The following is a 13,488-nucleotide window of genomic DNA, read 5'->3' on the forward strand; positions in this document are numbered from 1 at the left end:
CCGTCCGCTCCGACATATCCCGACAGTATGAGATAAGGATTTATTCGATGAAATCACTCAAAACCTTCCTCATTTGGGGCATAGTGGTACTGGTCGGCTTAGCATCCTTTACCACTCTGGCCCTCAGCCGAGGCGAACAGGTCAGCGCAGTATGGATGGTCACCGCCGCCATATCCGTTTACTGCATCGCCTACCGTTTTTACAGCCTCTACATCGCCAAATATGTGATGCAGCTTGATCCGAACCGCCTCACGCCCGCCGAGCGGCACAATGACGGTTTGGACTATGTTCCTACACACAAAGGCGTATTGTTCGGACACCACTTTGCCGCGATTGCCGGCGCGGGCCCTTTGGTCGGTCCGGTTTTGGCGGCGCAAATGGGTTATCTGCCCGGTACTTTGTGGATTATCTTCGGCGTGGTATTTGCCGGCGCGGTACAGGATATGATGGTCTTGTTCGTCTCTATGCGCCGCGACGGTAAGTCTTTGGGCGATATTGTGAAACAGGAACTCGGCACTGTTCCCGGCGTGATTGCGTCCATCGGTATTTTGATGATTATGGTCATCATTATGGCGGTGTTGGCGTTGATTGTCGTAAAAGCGCTGGTTCACAGCCCTTGGGGTACGTTTACCATTGCCGCAACGATGCCGATTGCGCTGTTTATGGGTATCTACACGCGTTATATCCGTCCGGGCAAAATCGGCGAAATTTCCATCGTCGGCTTTATTTTGCTGATGTTGGCGGTGGTTTACGGAGAAGATGTGGCGAAAAGTTCCTTTGGGCATTGGTTCGACCTTGACGGCATCCAATTGACTTGGGCGATTATGATTTACGGTTTCGTGGCTTCAGTATTGCCGGTCTGGCTCTTGCTGACCCCGCGCGACTATCTCTCTACCTTCCTGAAAATCGGTACGATCGCGGCCTTGGCTTTGGGTATCGTCATCGTCAATCCCGCTTTGCAAATGCCTGCGGTTACCCACTTTATCGACGGTTCGGGTCCGGTATTCTCAGGCGCATTGTTCCCGTTCTTGTTCATTACCATCGCCTGCGGTGCGGTTTCGGGCTTCCACGCGCTGATTTCCTCCGGCACCACGCCGAAAATGCTGGAAAACGAAACCCACGTCCGTATGATCGGTTACGGCGGTATGTTGATGGAAAGTTTCGTGGCGATTATGGCGCTTGCCGCTGCGGCCTCGCTCGATCCCGGCGTGTACTTCGCGATGAACAGCCCCGCCGCCCTGATCGGTACGGATGCCAACACCGCCGCCGAAGTGATTACCGCCAAACTGAACTTCCCTGTCGATGCCGCAACCCTGTTGCACACCGCTAAGGAAGTGGGCGAAAACACCATCCTTTCCCGTGCAGGCGGTGCACCTACCCTCGCAGTCGGTATGGCGCACATTATGAGCCGCCTGATTCCGGGCGAGGCGATGATGGCGTTTTGGTATCACTTCGCCCTGTTGTTTGAAGCCTTGTTCATCCTGACCGCCGTCGATGCCGGTACGCGCGTCGCACGTTTTATGATTCAAGACTTGGGCAGCATCTTCTACAAACCTTTCGGCAACACCGACTCCATCCCCGCCAACCTGATTGCAACCTTCTTCGCCGTGGCATTGTGGGGCTACTTCCTCTACACCGGCGTAACCGACCCGCTGGGCGGCATCAACTCGCTCTGGCCTTTGTTCGGCATCGCCAACCAAATGCTGGCGGGCGTAGCCTTGATTATGTGCGCCGTTGTGTTGATTAAAATGAAACGCGACCGTTATGTTTGGGTGGCACTCGTTCCCGCCGTCGGCGTATTGTTTGTCACCTGCTATGCCGGTTTGCAAAAACTGTTCCACAGCGACCCACGCGTCAGCTTCTTGGCTCACGCAGGCAAATACCGCGATGCCTTGGCTTCAGGCGAAGTCCTTGCTCCGGCTAAAGACATTGGAGAAATGTCACAAATCATCTTCAACGACCAAATCAATGCCGGTCTGACCGCTTTGTTCCTGGCAGTTGTCGTGATTGTCGCCGTGTACGGTTTCCGTACTGCGATGAAAGCCCGCAAAGTCGGCTGGCCAACTGCTAAAGAAATTCCGGCAGTGTACCGCGACGGAAAACAACAGGAGGCTCAAAGTGAAGCATAAGATCGCGTCTTGGTGGAAAACCATCAAGCTGACGGCAAACTTGATGGCAGGCGTGCCCGATTATGAAAACTACGTTGCACAGCAGCGCAAACATAATCCCAACGCCCCCGTGATGACCAAGCTGCAGTTTCAAGACTATTGCCGCAAACGCCGCTGCGGAGCAAACGGCGGACGCTGCTGTTAAGCCTGCTTGAAACAAATGCCGTCTGAAACCAATTTCAGACGGCATTTTATCTTGAAATTCCACACCAAAAGGCAAATGGCTACAATATCCGGCATCAAGTCCCTATAGACCAACCATGAAAAACCTCATCATCTTCAACAAACCCTACGGCGTAATCTGCCAATTCTCACCGCACGAAAAACACAAAAGCCTCAAAGACTTCATCGGTCTGCCCGGCTTCTATCCCGCCGGACGGCTCGACACCGACAGCGAAGGGCTGCTTCTGCTGACAGACGACGGCAGGCTTCAGGCGCAAATCGCCGACCCGAAATTCAAACAGCCCAAAACCTACTGGGCGCAACTGGAAGGCTCGCCCGACGAAAGCCGTTTGGATATTCTGCGAAAAGGTGTGGACTTGGGCGATTTCACTGCCCGCCCCGCCTTCGTCCGCGTTTTAAATCCCGGCGAAGCCGAGTGTTTGTGGGAGCGCGTTCCGCCGATACGCGTCCGCAAAACCGTTCCCGATTTTTGGATTGAAATTACCATTTCCGAGGGCAAAAACCGCCAAGTCAGGCGAATGACCTCCAAGGCGGGCTATCCCTGCCTGCGACTGGTCAGGGTAGCCAGCGGCAGACTGAAACTGTTTGATTTGGATTTAAAACCCGGGGAATGGGCATACGCCCCGTTCAGACCATAAAACCGCACTGCCCTGCCATTATCCTTTTAAACCCGCTTCTGCTACTTCTGTACAGTTTGACCGCATCGGCATTTTACAACAGCCGGCAAACTTTATTTTGCATCGGATTACCATTTAGAAAAGTCGGATCTGCATTTGAAAACAAACAGAACTCATCATTTCAAATACAAATAGTATCGATATTTATCTTTATTCCAACTTTTCTTCATCATTCTGATGTTTATTTATGTTAAAAAGTGATACCATAACACATTTATTTGATTGCAATTAAGGAAAATATGAGATCTTCTTTCAGGTTGAAGCCGATTTGTTTTTATCTTATGAGTGTTATGTTATATCATTATAGTTATGCAGAAGATGTAGGGCGCACGGGCAGCAAGGCGCAGATACAGGTTTTGGAAGATGTGCACGTTAAGGCAAAGCGCGTACCGAAAGACAAAAAGGTATTCACCGATGCACGTGCCGTATCGACCCGTCAGGATATATTCAAATCCAGCGAAAACCTCGATGCCATCGTCCGCAGCATACCCGGTGCGTTTACACAGCAAGATAAAAGCTCGGGCATTGTGTCTTTGAATATTCGCGGCGACAGCGGGTTCGGGCGGGTCAATACGATGGTGGACGGTATCACGCAGACCTTTTATTCGACTTCGACCGATGCAGGTAGGGCTGGCGGTTCTTCGCAATTCGGCGCATCTGTCGATACCAATTTTATTGCCGGCATGGATGTCGTCAAAGGCAGCTTCAGCGGCTCGGCAGGCATCAACAGCCTTGCCGGTTCGGCGAACCTGCGGACTTTAAGCGTGGATGACGTCGTACAGGGCGACAATACCTACGGACTGCTGCTAAAAGGTCTGACCGGAACCAACTCAAACAAAGGCAATGCGATGGCAACGCTAGGTGCACGCAAATGGCTGGAAAGCGGAGCATCTGTCGGTTTGATTTACGGACATAGCAGGCATAGCGTGGCTCAAAATTACCGGGTGGGTGGCGGCGGGCAGCACATCGGAAATTTTGGTGAAGAATATCTGGAACGGCGCAAACAGCAATATTTTGTACAAGAGGGTGGTTTGAAATTCAATTCCGACAGCGGAAAATGGGAGCGGGATTTACAAAGGCAATACTGGAAAACCAAGTGGTATAAAAAATACGAAGACCCTCAAGAACTGCAAAAATACATCGAAGGTCATGACAAAAGCTGGCGGGAAAACCTGGCGCCGCAATACGACATCACCCCCATCGATCCGTCCAGCCTGAAGCAGCAGTCGGCAGGCAATCTGTTTAAATTGGAATACGACGGCGTATTCAATAAATACACGGCGCAATTTCGCGATTTAAACACCAAAATCGGCAGCCGGAAAATCATCAACCGCAATTATCAATTCAATTACGGTTTGTCTTTGAATCCGTATACCAACCTCAATCTGACCGCAGCCTACAATTCGGGCAGACAGAGATATCCGAAAGGGTCTAAGTTTACAGGCTGGGGACTTTTAAAAGATTTTGAAACCTACAACAACGCGAAAATCCTCGACCTCAACAACACCTCCACCTTCCAACTGCCCCGTGAAACCGAGTTGAAAACCACTTTGGGTTTCAATTATTTCAACAACAAATACAGCAAAAACCGCTTCCCTGAAGAATTGGGCCTATTTTTCGACGGCCCCGACCAGGACAACGGGCTTTATTCCTATTTGGGGCGGTTTAAGGGCGATAAAGGGCTGCTGCCCCAAAAATCAACCATTGTCCAACCGGCCGGCAGCCAATATTTCAACACGTTCTACTTCGATGCCGCGCTCAAAAAAGACATTTACCGCTTAAACTACAGCACCAATACCGTCGGCTACCGTTTCGGCGGCGAATATACGGGCTATTACAGCTCGGAAGGCGAATTTAAGCGGGCATTCGGAGAAAACTCGCCGGCATACAAGAAACATTGCAACCCGAGCTGCGGACTTTATGAACCCGTATTGAAAAAATACGGCAAAAAGCGCGCCAACAACCATTCGGTCAGCATTAGTGCGGACTTCGGCGACTATTTTATGCCGTTCGCCGGCTATTCGAGCACACACCGTATGCCCAACATCCAAGAAATGTATTTTTCCCAAATCAGCGACTCCGGCGTTAACACCGACCTAAAACCAGAGCGCGCAAACACTTGGCAATTTGGCTTCAATACCTATAAAAAAGGATTTTTAAAACAAGATGATATATTAGGATTAAAACTGGTCGGCTACCGCAGTCGCATTGACAACTACATCCACAACGTTTACGGGAAATGGTGGGACTTGAATGGGGATATCCCGAGCTGGGTTGACAGCACAAGGCTTGCCTACACCATCCAACACCGCAATTTCAAAGACAAAGTACACAAACACGGTTTTGAGTTGGAGCTGAATTACGATTATGGACGTTTTTTTACCAACCTTTCTTACGCCTATCAAAAAAGCACGCAACCAACCAACTTCAGTGATGCGAGCGAGTCACCCAACAATGCCTCCAAAGAAGACCAACTCAAACAAGGTTATGGGTTGAGCAGAGTTTCCGCTCTGCCGCGAGATTATGGACGTTTGGAAGTCGGTACGCGCTGGTTGGGCAACAAACTGACTTTAGGCGGTGCAATGCGCTATTTCGGCAAGAGCATCCGCGCTACAGCAGAAGAACGCTATATCGACGGCACCAACGGGGGAAATACCAGCAATGTTCGACAACTAGGCAAACGCACCATCAAGCAGACTGAAACCCTTGCCCGACAGCCTTTGATTTTTGATTTTTACGCCGCTTACGAACCGAAGAAAAACCTTATTTTCCGCGCCGAAGTCAAAAATCTGTTCGACAGGCGTTATATCGATCCGCTCGATGCGGGCAATGATGCGGCAACGCAGCGTTATTACAGCTCGTTCGACCCGAAAGACAAGGACGAAGACGTAACGTGTAATGCTGATGGCTTGTGCAACGGCAAATACGGCGGCACAAGCCAAAGCGTATTGACCAATTTTGCACGCGGACGCACCTTTTTGATGACGATGAGCTACAAGTTTTAAAAACGGAAAGGGTTTTATCCGTCCGGCGGAACAAAAATATGCCGTCTGAACGTTCAGACGGCAGACAAAACGGCACTGCCCGATAAAGGCAGTGCCGTTGTCCGTTTCAAACCGTGAAACATCAGCCCAAATCAAAGGCTTTATGCAATACCCTGGTTGCCAGTTCCATGTATTTTTCATCAATCAATACGGAAACTTTGATTTCAGAAGTTGAAATCATTTGGATGTTGATGCCTTCTTCTGCAAGGGTACGGAAGATTTTGGCGGCTACGCCGACGTGCGAACGCATACCCAAACCGACTGCGGAGACTTTGCACACGGTGTCGTCGCCGTCGATAGAAGCCGCACCGATGCTGTCTTGGCGTTCGGACAGGATTTCCAAAGTCTGTTTGTAATCGCCGCGCGGTACGGTGAAAGAAAAATCGGTCGTGCCTTCGCTGCCGACGTTTTGGATAATCATATCGACTTCGATGTTGGCATCGGCAACCGCGCCTAAAATCTGATAGGCAACGCCGGGTTTGTCGGGTACGCCGCGCACGTTGATGCGGGCTTGGTTTTTGTCGAATGCGATACCGGTTACGGCGGCTTTTTCCATATTGTCGTCCTCTTCAAATGTGATTAAAGTGCCGTTGCCGCCGTCTTGCAGGCTGCTCAGTACGCGCAGGCGCACTTTGTATTTTCCGGCAAATTCTACTGAACGGATTTGCAAAACTTTCGAGCCGAGGCTTGCCAGCTCAATCATTTCTTCAAACGTTACCGTATCCATACGGCGCGCTTCGGGTACGACGCGGGGGTCGGTGGTGTAAACGCCGTCCACGTCGGTATAGATTTGGCATTCGTCCGCTTTGAGGGCTGCGGCAAGCGCAACGGCGGAGGTGTCGGAACCGCCACGTCCGAGTGTGGAAATATCGCCTTCGCTGCTGATGCCTTGGAAGCCGGCGACGATGACGACTTTACCATCGGCGAGGTCGGCGCGCATTTTTTCGTCATCAATGCTTTCGATGCGGGCTTTAGTGTGGGCGGTATCGGTTTTGAGGGCGACCTGCCAGCCCGTGTAGCTTTTGGCATCCACGCCGATGTCTTTCAACGCCATTGCCAAAAGGCCGATGGTTACTTGTTCGCCGGTAGCTAAGACGACGTCCAGCTCGCGCGGATCGGGATGCTCCTGCATTTCGTGCGCCAACGCAACCAGGCGGTTGGTTTCGCCGCTCATGGCGGATACGACGACGACGATGTCGTGTCCTTCGGCGCGGGCTTTGGCGACACGTTTAGCCACGTTTTTGATGCGTTCGGGCGAGCCTACGGATGTGCCGCCGTATTTGTGTACGATTAACGCCATGTTTCGTGCTTTCTTGTGTAGGGTTGGTCGGGCAGCATGGTTTGCTGGAAAAGCGGCTATTATTACTATTTTTTACATGAAGTTCAAGAACGGACTGCGCTTTCCCGCCTGCCGTTTGACAGCGGTCAGCAAAAAACCTGTTCTTTCAGATTTTTGACAAAATGCCGTCTGAACGGTTTTCAGACGGCATACGGACAATAATTAAGCAACGGACAATGCATTTTGCTGATAACGCAGCAGCTCTCTTATACCTTGTTCCGCCAGTCCGATCAGTTTGCCCAATTCTTCCAAACTGAACGGCGCGCCTTCCGCCGTTCCCTGTATTTCGATGATTTTTCCCGATGCGGTCATCACGATATTCACATCACTGTCGCAACCGGAGTCTTCGGGATAATCCAAATCCAAAAGCGGCACTCCATTCACTACGCCTGCGGATACGGCGGCAACGGCTTCGCGGATGGGATTTTCGGTCAATATGCCGTCTGAAAGCAATTTTCCGACGGCGATTTGCAGCGCCACAAACGCACCGGTAATCGAAGCCGTACGCGTGCCGCCGTCCGCCTGAATCACGTCGCAGTCAATCAGGATTTGGCGTTCGCCAAGTTTTTCCATATCCACGACCGCGCGCAGCGAACGCCCGATCAAACGTTGGATTTCTTGTGTGCGTCCCGACTGTTTGCCCGCCGAAGCTTCGCGGCGCATCCGAGAAGCGGTGGATGCAGGCAGCATCCCGTATTCCGCCGTTACCCAGCCTTGGTTTTTACCGCGCAGAAACGGCGGGACGTTTTCATCCACGGAAGCGGTACAGATAACTTTGGTATTACCGCATTCAATAAGACACGAACCGTCCGTATGCGGCAGGAAATGAGGGGTGATTTTGATATCGCGCAGGCTGTCGGCAGCGCGTGAGGTGCGGATGTAATCAGGCATACTGCCCTCCCGTTAAAAACAGATAAATTAAAAAGCCTTAAATATGAAAAATCACATTTAAGGCCTTCAAACTGAAAATTTCTACGCCTCTTCGGCTTTGCTGCGGATAATCAAAAGCGGCAGGTGGCTTTGGCGCATTACCGTTTCGGCGAAACTGCCCATCAAAAGGTGCATCAGGCCGGTGCGCCCGTGCGTGCCCAACACCAGCAGGTCGGCACCGTTTTCATCGGCATAATCGACCAAATCCTGCGCCATTTCACGCGCACCCTTATTGGCAACCAGCAGGTGTTTAACGGTATTTTCCACACCCAGTTCCCGGGCGGTGCGCTCGGCGGCATCCAAAACCTCGTTGCCTTGTGCAATGGCGGCTGCCTCGTAACTCTCGTGTTGCAAAAATTCAGGGGCAAGTGCCATATATTCGGCAGGATTGGCAACGTGCACCAAAGTCAAGCGCGCGCTGTTGACTCCTGCAAGTTCGGCGGCATGTTTCAGGGCATTGATGGAAGTTTCACTGCCGTCAACGGCAACGACCAGATGTTTGTACATATCGTATTCTCCTTTTGCACCGCCTCGCGGTGCCGTCTTGTCGGATGGGCGCAGGGACAGCTTGCGCCGTTTCATTATAGACCCGCCGTCGGGCTTTATACAACAGCCGAACAGCCTGACCGCTTTCCAGTATAATATGCCGCTTCCGTGCAGTCAGGCATTTTTTGCCGGCTTTCGTTCACTTTTTGATTTGACGCAATCTTGCAGGATTCGACCATGTCCGACAACGCTTTGACCTCTTCGCGACGCTTCGGCGGCATCGCCAGACTCTACGGAGACTCTGCCTTGGCGCACTTTTCACAGGCACACGTCTGCGTGGTCGGCGTGGGCGGTGTCGGCTCGTGGGCGGTCGAAGCTTTGGCGCGCACGGGCATCGGGCGTTTGACTTTGATTGATTTGGACAACGTTGCCGAATCGAATGTCAACCGCCAGCTGCACGCCCTGACCGGCGACTTCGGCAAAGCAAAAGTTACCGCCTTGCGCGAACGCATTACACAAATCAATCCGCAATGCGAAGTATTTGAAATTGAAGATTTCGTTACCGAAGACAATTTGCCGGAATACTTCGGAAAAGGTTTTGATTTCGTCATCGACGCGATCGACCAAGTGCGCGTCAAAGCGGCAATGGCGGCTTATTTTGTGAAAAACCGTCAACCTTTTATCATCAGCGGCGGCGCGGGCGGACAAAAAAATCCGGCGTCGATCCAAACCGCCGATTTGAGCCGCGTAACCCACGATCCGCTGCTTGCCAACCTGCGCTACACCTTGCGGAAACGCTACGGCTTCAGCCGCGATACTAAGGAAAAAATGCGCGTGCCCTGCGTGTTCTCAACCGAAAACATCACACCGCCGCAATCGGGTGCGGCGTGTTCTGCCGATGCCGCTCCGCAAGGCTTGTCGTGCGCCGGCTATGGCGCAAGTATGCTCGTTACCGCTTCGTTCGGTCTGTATTGCGCGCAGGCGGCGGTGGAACACATCGCAGGCAAAAAATAAGCAATGCCGTCTGAAACAGGATTCAGACGGCATTTGAACAAACTATGGTTATGATTTAGGACAAAAAAGGATACGGATAAAAAATAACATAAAATATATGATTCCTAATAATATACCAAGTATCGGAGAGCTATTTAATGGAATTCGTTAATAATTTAGTTATTTTTTTCATTTTTATTACTAATGCTTATTCCGATATTTTTTGTAGTATATGGTATATACCAGAAGATGGGTTCCAAAAACAAACAATGGTGGAATTTCAACAATGTTTCCAAAATCATGGGATGGTGCTCGCATCAAAAATGAAGTTGAACATGCATTTGCAAATAAAACAATTAGTATAGAATTGCGCGGTGGAAAACCTACTCGAATATGGAAAGGCATTACACCAAGTGGTGTAAAAGTTGAAGGTTATTTAGAACCAAATATTACTGTTTATCCTAAAATGTAAATTAATAAGAAATAAGTATGAGTTTAATATTTACTAAAGATTTTTTCAAAGATGGAAGTAATGATAGGTTTGGTGTTTTTGAAACTAATGATAATTTAGCTTGGCTAGGTAGTTTTTTAATGGATGATGGTGGAGTAGGAGTTTTGCATTTATTAAAAATGTCAGAATCTTTATTAAAAGAAATACAAGAAAATGCATCATCACAAGAAGAAATTTATCAATATAGAGAAAATTTTGGGGTCATTATTAATGGCGACATAGTACAAATAGATAGCTTGCTAACTGATGAAATTGTTTCTGTGATATCAACAAAAATTTTTACAGAAAAATTAAAAGAATGTATTAATTTTATTAAGAAAAATTATACCACCGAATTTGAGCAAGCGCAGAGTAAGATACGTTATCGCAAAATATGTATCCTAAGAACAAGTTTTACATTATTAGTGGTAATACTTTGCAGTATGTATTACATATATTGCCGTTATCTTGACCAACAAAAAGTAGCTTATTATTGCATAGATAAACAATGTATTTCTATTGTTCATCTATACAAAGATTATGGTATAAACTCTCCCACATATGCGAGAATTTACGCAGGAAAAATATTGTTTAGATTTCAAGTAAGAGCTAAAAATTACGCTGAATTACTTATGGAAGATGATATATCAATTAGTAAAAAAATTTTGGGGAATAAATTTATCATTTATGGGTCGCTACCTGTAATATACGGTAATGTAGATAATATTGAAGTAAAAGAAGCTACTGGTTATATAGATAGAGCCAGTACTGATTATATTGTCTCAAGAAACTTAAAATTCAGACATTTATATTAATTAAGAGGTTTTAGCAAAACCGTATTCACAACCCGCTCCTTTTCAAAACATTTGCATTTAAAAGCCGTTATAATGCCGTCTGAACATCTGCCCGACCACATTATGCGTGAATGCCGGCAGATTGTTTTCTTTTGTAAATTTATATTAAAATTCACTTACCGATTCACGCCATGCCGCCCATCCCTGCCCCATCCGCACCATCCGAGCACACTGTCGCATGGGTATTCGGTCAACCCGTTACCGATTTGCCCCAGGATTTGTTTATTCCGCCCGATGCATTGAAAGTCGTATTGGGCAGCTTCCAAGGCCCTTTGGATCTACTGCTGTATCTGATCCGCAAACAGAATATCGACGTACTGGATATTCCGATGGTGAAGATTACCGAACAGTATCTGCACTATATTGCCCAAATGGAAGCCTATCAGTTTGATTTGGCGGCGGAATACCTGCTTATGGCGGCCATGCTGATTGAAATCAAATCGCGCCTGCTGCTGCCGCGTACCGAAGCCGTCGAAGACGAAGAAGCCGACCCGCGTGCCGAGTTGGTGCGCCGCCTGTTGGCTTATGAACAGATGAAGCTGGCGGCACAGGGTTTGGACGCGCTGCCCCGAGCCGGACGGGATTTCGCATGGGCGTACCTGCCTCTGGAAATTGTCGTCGAAGCCAAGCTGCCCGAAGTCTATATTGCCGACTTAACGCAAGCGTGGCTGAGTATTTTGTCTCGGGCAAAACATACGCGCAGTCACGAAGTGATCAAAGAAACCATCTCCGTGCGAGCGCAAATGACGGCAATCCTGCGCCGTTTGAACGAACACGGGATATGCGGGTTTCACGACCTGTTCAATCCCGAACAGGGCGCGGCTTACGTGGTCGTCAACTTCATCGCACTGTTGGAGCTTGCCAAGGAAGGCTTGGTCAGAATCGTACAGGAAGACGGTTTCGGAGAAATCCGAATCAGCCTCAATCATGAAGGGGCGCATTCAGACGGCACGACCGGGACAGAAACACCGGATTGACCTATTTAAAAAGGAACATGGATGACAAGCAAACAAAACCAAGCCTCATTATGGGCGGTCGGACTCATGCTGTTTGCCCTGTTTTTCGGCGCAGGCAACCTCATCTATCCCGCGTATCTCGGCCAACAGGCAGGCGAAAACTGGCTGATTTCCATGCCCGGCTTCCTATTGACCGGTGCAGGCCTGCCGCTATTGGGCGTAATCGCCATCGGCTACTCGGGTTCCCGTGATGTCGAAGCACTCGCCTCGCGTGTCGCCCCCTGGTACGGCATAGCGTTTGCCGCCTCCCTCTACCTTGCCATCGGCCCGCTGTTCGCCCTGCCCCGGACGGCGACGGTTTCCTTTGAAATCGGCGTTTTACCGCTGATCGGCAACCTTCCCCCGAATATGGCTCAGGCAGTATTCAGCCTACTTTTTTTCGGCCTGGCCTACTGGCTTTCGATGTCTCCGGGCAAATTGGTTGACCGCATCGGAAAAATCCTGACGCCCGCACTCCTGCTGACCATCGCCGTATTGGTCGGTTATGCCGCACTCAACCCCATCGGCGCACCGCTTGCCGCACAAGGCGATTTTGCCGTCCGCCCGATGATTAAAGGCATTTTGGAAGGCTACGGCACGATGGACGCCCTCGCCTCACTCGTCTTTGCCATTATCGTTATCGACGCCGTCCGCGCCATGGGTGTCGACAACCGTTCGGACCTGCTGAAAACCACCGCCATATCAGGCCTGATGGCTGCAGGCTGCCTTGCTGCGGTTTACCTGCTGATAGGCTATATGGGGGCAACCAGTGTGGCGGGAATCGGTTTGCAGGAAAACGGTGCGCTGGTATTGTCGAAATCGGCACAATACTATTTCGGACTGGGCGGCAACCTGCTGCTGGGCATTATCGTACTGCTTGCCTGCCTGACCACCGCTGTCGGCCTGATTACCTCATGCGCCGAATATTTCAACCGCCTCTGTCCGGGCATTTCCTACAAAACCTTCGTCATCATCAATACGCTGGTTTCCATTGTCTTGGCAAACAAGGGTCTGTCAGCCATCCTGCAGATTTCCGTCCCCATGCTCATGCTGCTTTATCCGCTGACCATCGTACTCATCCTGCTGACCCTGACCGACAGGCTGTTCGGCAGCAGCCGCATCGTCTATTTCTGCACCATGATGCCTGCACTGGCGGTCGGTCTGCTCGATGCATACAAAACCGCCTTCGGTTTCAGCGAAACGGCAGCAAAAGCCATCGACAAAGCCCTTCCCCTATACAGCATAGGACTGGGTTGGATTATTCCCTCTTTAACCTGCTTTGCCTTAGGCTGCCTGCTCAATGCGGCCGTAAGGAAAAAATCCTGAAAC

General features: G+C 50.0%; 11 protein-coding genes and 1 pseudogene. 9 read left to right on the plus strand and 3 right to left on the minus strand.

The features are described from left to right. Positions 1-47: 47 nt before the first annotated feature. From Q9J80_RS03870 to tdfH, 4 genes are all read left to right on the plus strand, one after another. Positions 48-2,129, plus strand: coding sequence for a carbon starvation CstA family protein (locus Q9J80_RS03870; RefSeq protein ID WP_301674186.1), 2,082 nt, complete (start codon positions 48-50; stop codon positions 2,127-2,129). Beyond that, positions 2,119-2,313 carry a YbdD/YjiX family protein gene (locus Q9J80_RS03875; protein WP_301674185.1) on the plus strand — a complete coding sequence of 65 codons (195 nt, stop codon included), beginning with the start codon at positions 2,119-2,121 and terminating at the stop codon, positions 2,311-2,313. The genes Q9J80_RS03870 and Q9J80_RS03875 overlap by 11 nt, the downstream gene beginning before the upstream one ends. Before the next feature lie 115 nt (positions 2,314-2,428). Further along, complete coding sequence (locus tag Q9J80_RS03880; protein WP_301674184.1) at positions 2,429-2,989, plus strand: pseudouridine synthase; 561 nt, start codon at positions 2,429-2,431, stop codon at positions 2,987-2,989. Between the two features lie 278 nt (positions 2,990-3,267). Further along, positions 3,268-6,033: a TonB-dependent zinc piracy receptor TdfH gene (tdfH, locus tag Q9J80_RS03885; RefSeq protein WP_301674183.1), complete on the plus strand. Its 2,766-nt coding sequence runs from the start codon at positions 3,268-3,270 to the stop codon at positions 6,031-6,033. A 121-nt stretch (positions 6,034-6,154) separates the two neighbouring features. Here the strand turns inward: tdfH and Q9J80_RS03890 are convergent, their stop codons facing one another. From Q9J80_RS03890 to Q9J80_RS03900, 3 genes are all read right to left on the minus strand, one after another. Further along, entirely contained in the window at positions 6,155-7,372 is a 1,218-nt protein-coding gene (locus Q9J80_RS03890; RefSeq protein ID WP_301674182.1) for an aspartate kinase, read from the minus strand. Between the two features lie 201 nt (positions 7,373-7,573). Further along, on the minus strand, positions 7,574-8,302 hold the full coding sequence (gene rph, locus Q9J80_RS03895; RefSeq protein WP_301674181.1) for a ribonuclease PH: 729 nt from the start codon (positions 8,300-8,302) through the stop codon (positions 7,574-7,576). An 81-nt stretch (positions 8,303-8,383) separates the two neighbouring features. Continuing rightward, positions 8,384-8,848 carry a universal stress protein gene (locus Q9J80_RS03900; protein ID WP_025457029.1) on the minus strand — a complete coding sequence of 155 codons (465 nt, stop codon included), beginning with the start codon at positions 8,846-8,848 and terminating at the stop codon, positions 8,384-8,386. A gap of 216 nt (positions 8,849-9,064) precedes the next feature. Here Q9J80_RS03900 and Q9J80_RS03905 point away from each other — a divergent pair, with 216 nt between their 5' ends. From Q9J80_RS03905 to brnQ, 5 genes and pseudogenes are all read left to right on the plus strand, one after another. Continuing rightward, complete coding sequence (locus tag Q9J80_RS03905; RefSeq protein WP_301674180.1) at positions 9,065-9,841, plus strand: tRNA threonylcarbamoyladenosine dehydratase; 777 nt, start codon at positions 9,065-9,067, stop codon at positions 9,839-9,841. A gap of 265 nt (positions 9,842-10,106) precedes the next feature. Then, positions 10,107-10,292 carry an EndoU domain-containing protein gene (locus Q9J80_RS03910; RefSeq protein ID WP_230455333.1) on the plus strand — a complete coding sequence of 62 codons (186 nt, stop codon included), beginning with the start codon at positions 10,107-10,109 and terminating at the stop codon, positions 10,290-10,292. Positions 10,293-10,684: 392 nt separating this feature from the next. Next, positions 10,685-11,125: pseudogene (locus Q9J80_RS03915) on the plus strand (hypothetical protein); the annotation flags it as partial. A 170-nt stretch (positions 11,126-11,295) separates the two neighbouring features. Next, positions 11,296-12,141 carry a segregation and condensation protein A gene (locus Q9J80_RS03920; RefSeq protein WP_304671392.1) on the plus strand — a complete coding sequence of 282 codons (846 nt, stop codon included), beginning with the start codon at positions 11,296-11,298 and terminating at the stop codon, positions 12,139-12,141. A 21-nt stretch (positions 12,142-12,162) separates the two neighbouring features. Continuing rightward, positions 12,163-13,485, plus strand: a complete 1,323-nt coding sequence (gene brnQ / locus Q9J80_RS03925) for a branched-chain amino acid transport system II carrier protein (protein ID WP_304671391.1) — start codon at positions 12,163-12,165, stop codon at positions 13,483-13,485. Positions 13,486-13,488 lie beyond the last annotated feature (3 nt).

Origin of the sequence: Neisseria blantyrii (genome assembly GCF_962747855.1) — a bacterium.
GTDB lineage: Bacteria > Pseudomonadota > Gammaproteobacteria > Burkholderiales > Neisseriaceae > Neisseria > Neisseria viridiae.

Bases quoted from the DNA above. Each gene is read 5' to 3' on its own strand.
- brnQ (WP_304671391.1), top strand. From the start codon at position 12,163: ATGACAAGCAAACAAAACCAAGCCTCATTATGGGCGGTCGGACTCATG.
- Q9J80_RS03910 (WP_230455333.1), top strand. From the start codon at position 10,107: ATGTTTCCAAAATCATGGGATGGTGCTCGCATCAAAAATGAAGTTGAA.
- Q9J80_RS03890 (WP_301674182.1), bottom strand. From the start codon at position 7,372: ATGGCGTTAATCGTACACAAATACGGCGGCACATCCGTAGGCTCGCCC.
- Q9J80_RS03920 (WP_304671392.1), top strand. From the start codon at position 11,296: ATGCCGCCCATCCCTGCCCCATCCGCACCATCCGAGCACACTGTCGCA.
- Q9J80_RS03905 (WP_301674180.1), top strand. From the start codon at position 9,065: ATGTCCGACAACGCTTTGACCTCTTCGCGACGCTTCGGCGGCATCGCC.
- rph (WP_301674181.1), bottom strand. From the start codon at position 8,302: ATGCCTGATTACATCCGCACCTCACGCGCTGCCGACAGCCTGCGCGAT.
- Q9J80_RS03900 (WP_025457029.1), bottom strand. From the start codon at position 8,848: ATGTACAAACATCTGGTCGTTGCCGTTGACGGCAGTGAAACTTCCATC.
- Q9J80_RS03870 (WP_301674186.1), top strand. From the start codon at position 48: ATGAAATCACTCAAAACCTTCCTCATTTGGGGCATAGTGGTACTGGTC.
- tdfH (WP_301674183.1), top strand. From the start codon at position 3,268: ATGAGATCTTCTTTCAGGTTGAAGCCGATTTGTTTTTATCTTATGAGT.
- Q9J80_RS03880 (WP_301674184.1), top strand. From the start codon at position 2,429: ATGAAAAACCTCATCATCTTCAACAAACCCTACGGCGTAATCTGCCAA.